We start from the raw sequence: 4,270 nt of genomic DNA on the forward strand, positions 1-4,270 counted from the left end.
CATGGGCGTGGTCTTCATCACGCACGACATGGGCGTGGTCGCCGAAGTGGCCGACCGCGTGCTGGTCATGTACCGCGGCGACAAGGTGGAAGAAGGCGCTTCGGAGGAGGTTTTTGCCCGCCCCCGCCACCGCTACACCCGCGCACTGCTGTCGGCCGTGCCACGATTGGGCGCAATGGAAGGCAGCGAACTGCCGCTCAAGTTCGAGTTGCTGCGCACCGAAGAGGCGGATGCGGCACCGCGCGAGGCGGCTCAACCGCAAGACACCATCGCACCCGGCAGCGCGCCGATTTTGCGGGTGCAGGATTTGGTGACACGCTTTGATGTACGCAGCGGGCTTTTTGGCCGCGTGGCAGGCCGCGTTCACGCGGTAGAAAAAGTCAGCTTCGACATCCGGCCCGGCGAAACGCTGGCGCTGGTCGGTGAATCGGGTTGCGGCAAGTCCACCACCGGCCGCTCGCTGCTGCGCCTGGTTGAAAGCCAGAGCGGCCTCATCGAGTTCGGTGGCCAGAACATCCGCGACCTGCCCACCAGCACGCTGCAAGGGCTGCGCCGCAATATCCAGTTCATCTTCCAGGACCCGTTTGCCTCGCTGGACCCGCGTGTCACCGTCGGCTTTTCCATCATGGAGCCGCTGCTGGTGCACAAGATCGCCAGGGGCAAGGAGGCGCAGGCGCGGGTCGACTGGCTGCTCGGAAAAGTCGGCCTGCCGGCCGAATACGCCCAGCGCTACCCGCACGAGTTCTCGGGCGGCCAGCGCCAGCGCATCGCCATAGCCCGCGCATTGGCGCTCAACCCCAAGGTGGTGATCGCCGATGAATCGGTGTCGGCGCTCGACGTCTCGATTCAGGCCCAGATCGTCAACCTGATGCTGGACCTGCAGCGCGAGCTGGGCATCGCCTTCCTGTTCATCTCGCACGACATGGCGGTGGTCGAGCGCATCAGCCACCGTGTGGCCGTGATGTTCTTGGGCCAGATCGTCGAGATCGGCCCGCGCCGCGCCATTTTCGAGAATCCGCAACACGCCTACACCCGCAAGCTGATGGCGGCCGTGCCGGTGGCCGATCCGAGCCGGCGCCACCTGAGCCGCCAGTTGATGGAGGGCGAGATTCCCAGCCCCCTGCGCGCCATCGGTGACGAGCCCGTCGTGCCGCCGCTGGTGCAGGTCGGCCCCGGTCATTTTGTGGCGCAGCACCGCATTGCCGGCGCCTACTGATTTTCTTCGGCCTGTATTTTTTCGATCCGCTTTTCGCTTGTTTTTCGCTTGTGTTTCCCCTCAACCTGAACCAGGAGTTTTCCCCATGACAGAACGTATGACACCGCTTCGACCCAAGGCCCTGGCTGCCAGCCTGCTGGCCTTGCTGGCCCTGGCCTCTGCCGGCTCGGCCCTGGCCGCCAAGGACGTGGTGCTGGCCATCGGCGGCCAGCCTGAAACGCTGGACCCTTACAACACCAACACCACGCTGACCACAGCGGTCACCAAGTCCTTCTACCAGGGCCTGTTCCAGTTCGACAAGGATCTGAAGATCGAGAACGTGCTGGCCGAAAGCTACACCGTCTCCAAAGACGGACTGGTCTACACCCTCAAGCTGCGCCAGGGCGTCAAGTTCCATGACGGCACTGACTTCAATGCCGAAGCCGTCAAGGCCACGCTGGACCGGGTGCTCAACCCCGACAACAAGCTGGCCCGCATCAACCAGTTCAACCGCGTGGACAAGGTCGAAGCACTCGCACCGTACAGCGTGCGCATCACGCTCAAGGAGCCTTTCGGCCCCTTCATCAACTCGCTGGCGCACGCCTCGGCCGCGATGATCTCCCCGACGGCGCTCAAGAAATACGGCAACAAGGACATCGCCTTCAACCCGGTCGGTACCGGCCCCTTCACCTTTGTGGAATGGAAGCAGACCGATTTCGTCAAGGTCAAGAAATTCGACGGCTACTGGAAAAAGGGCTACCCCAAGGTCGACAGCGTGACCTGGAAGCCGGTGCTGGAGAACAACACGCGCGCCGCCATGCTGCAGACCGGTGAAACCGACTTTGCCTTCCCGCTGCCCTACGAGCAGGCTACTGAACTGGAGAAGAACGCCAAGCTCAAGATGGTGAGCGGCCCGTCCATCATCACGCGCTACCTCAGCTTCAACATGCTGCAAAAGCCTTTCGACAACCTCAAGGTGCGCCAGGCCATCAACTACGCCATCAACAAGGAAGCGCTTGCCAAAGTGGCCTTCGGTGGCTATGCCGTCCCGGCCGAAGGCATCGTGCCGCAGGGTGTGAAGTACGCCCACAAGATGGCGCCGTGGCCTTATGACCCGAAAAAGGCACGCGAGCTGCTCAAGGAAGCCGGCTACGCCAACGGCTTCGAGTCGGTACTCTGGGGCGCCTACACCACCACCACGTCGCAGAAAACCATCCAGTTCGTGCAGCAGCAGCTGGCCCAGGTGGGCATCAAGATCTCGGTGCAGTCACTCGAACCCGGCCAGCGTACCGAGTGGGTGCAAGCCGCGCCGGACGCCAAAACCGCGAAAGTGCGCATGTACTACGCCGGCTGGTCTTCTTCGACTGGTGAAGCCGACTGGGCGCTGCGTCCGCTGCTGGCCACCGAAGCCTGGCCACCCAAGCTGAACAACACCGCCTACTACAGCAACGAGAAGGTGGACGGCTACATCGCCAGCGCCCTGAAGTCGGTCGACGACAAGGAAAAAGCAGACCTGTATCGCCAGGCACAGGAGCAGATCATGAAAGACGCGCCCTGGGCACCGCTGGTGACGGAGAAGAACCTGTACGCCACGAGCAAACGCCTGTCGGGCGTTTACGTGATGCCTGACGGCAACATCAATGCGGACGAGATCGCGGTCGCCGAGTAAGCATTTCCTTTGCGCCTTCTTTGCGCCGTTCCCGCGTGCGCCGGCCTCCGCTGGCGCACGCCCTGACCCGACTCCATCATGCTGAACTATTTTTTGAAACGGCTGCTGGGCCTGACGCCCACGCTGCTGATCGTCGCGGTGCTGGTGTTCCTGTTCGTCCACATGCTGCCGGGTGACCCGGCACGCCTGGCGGCCGGACAGGATGCCGACCAGCAGACTGTGGAACTGGTGCGCCAGGAGCTCGGCCTGGACCGGCCCCTGCCCGAGCAGTTCGTGAGCTTCTTCACGCACATGCTCAAAGGCGACTTCGGCACCTCGCTGCGCACGCGGCGCCCGGTGTCGACCGAGATCGCCGAACGCTTTCTGCCGACACTGCTGCTGACGCTGACCAGCATGAGCTGGGCGGTGATTTTCGGCATGACCATAGGCGTGGTTTCTGCGGTGTTCCGCAATGAATGGCCGGACCGGCTGGGCATGACGGTGGCCGTATCGGGCATTTCTTTTCCGGCGTTCGCGCTCGGCATGCTGCTGATGCAGGTGTTCTCGGTGCAGCTCGGCTGGCTGCCCACCGTGGGGGCCGACAGCTGGAAGCATTACGTCCTGCCGTCCTTGACCCTGGGCGCGGCCGTGGCCGCCGTGATGGCGCGCTTCACGCGCGCCTCCTTCGTCGAAGTGATCCAGGAAGACTTTGTGCGCACGGCCCGCGCCAAGGGCCTGAAAGAGCGCACGGTGATTTTCAAGCACTGCCTGCGCAACGCGCTGATCCCCGTGGTCACCATGATGGGCCTGCAGTTCGGTTTTCTGCTGGGCGGCTCCATCGTCGTCGAGGCGGTCTTCAACTGGCCCGGCCTGGGCCGCCTGCTGGTCGATGCCGTGACCATGCGCGACTACCCGGTGATCCAGACCCTGGTGCTGCTGTTTTCGCTGGAGTTCATCCTGATCAACCTGGTGGTGGACGTGCTCTACGGCTTCATCAATCCCACCATTCGCTACAAATGAGAACAAGCCAGCCATGACACAGACCCTCGTCAACGAAGCCGTCGTCGCCCTCGCGGCGACGCCCATGGCCGCGCCAAACACCCGCGTGCGCACGCCCTGGACCGAGTTCTGGCGCAAATTCAAGAAGCAGCATGTGGCGATGGGGGCGCTGGCCTTCGTGCTGCTGCTGGTGCTGCTGGCCCTGTTCGCGCCGGTCATCGCGCCCTACGACGCCGAAAACTTTTTCGACTACGACAAGCTCAACGCCGGGCCGTCGTGGCAGCACTGGCTGGGCGTTGACCCGCTGGGCCGCGACATCTTCAGCCGCATCCTGGTGGGCGCGCGTATTTCGCTGGCCGCGGGGTTTGCCTCGGTCGCCATCGGTGGCCTGATCGGCACCGCACTGGGTTTGCTGGCCGGCTATTACG

3 protein-coding genes and 1 pseudogene are annotated in these 4,270 nt (G+C 63.5%); all 4 read left to right on the top strand.

From position 1 onward, the window contains the following. On the top strand, positions 1 to 1,216 hold a 1,216-nt coding region (locus V6M63_RS22600), incomplete at its 5' end, for an oligopeptide/dipeptide ABC transporter ATP-binding protein (protein ID WP_332745582.1). An 85-nt stretch (positions 1,217 to 1,301) separates the two neighbouring features. Beyond that, complete coding sequence (gene gsiB / locus V6M63_RS22605) at positions 1,302 to 2,864, top strand: glutathione ABC transporter substrate-binding protein GsiB (RefSeq protein WP_332745583.1); 1,563 nt, start codon at positions 1,302 to 1,304, stop codon at positions 2,862 to 2,864. A gap of 78 nt (positions 2,865 to 2,942) precedes the next feature. Then, on the top strand, positions 2,943 to 3,863 hold the full coding sequence (gene gsiC, locus V6M63_RS22610) for a glutathione ABC transporter permease GsiC (protein WP_332745584.1): 921 nt from the start codon (positions 2,943 to 2,945) through the stop codon (positions 3,861 to 3,863). 64 nt (positions 3,864 to 3,927) lie between these two features. Next, a pseudogene (locus V6M63_RS22615) lies at positions 3,928 to 4,270 on the top strand (glutathione ABC transporter permease GsiD); the annotation flags it as partial.

This window comes from Hydrogenophaga sp. (assembly GCF_036675665.1).
Classification (GTDB): Bacteria; Pseudomonadota; Gammaproteobacteria; order Burkholderiales; family Burkholderiaceae_C; genus Hydrogenophaga.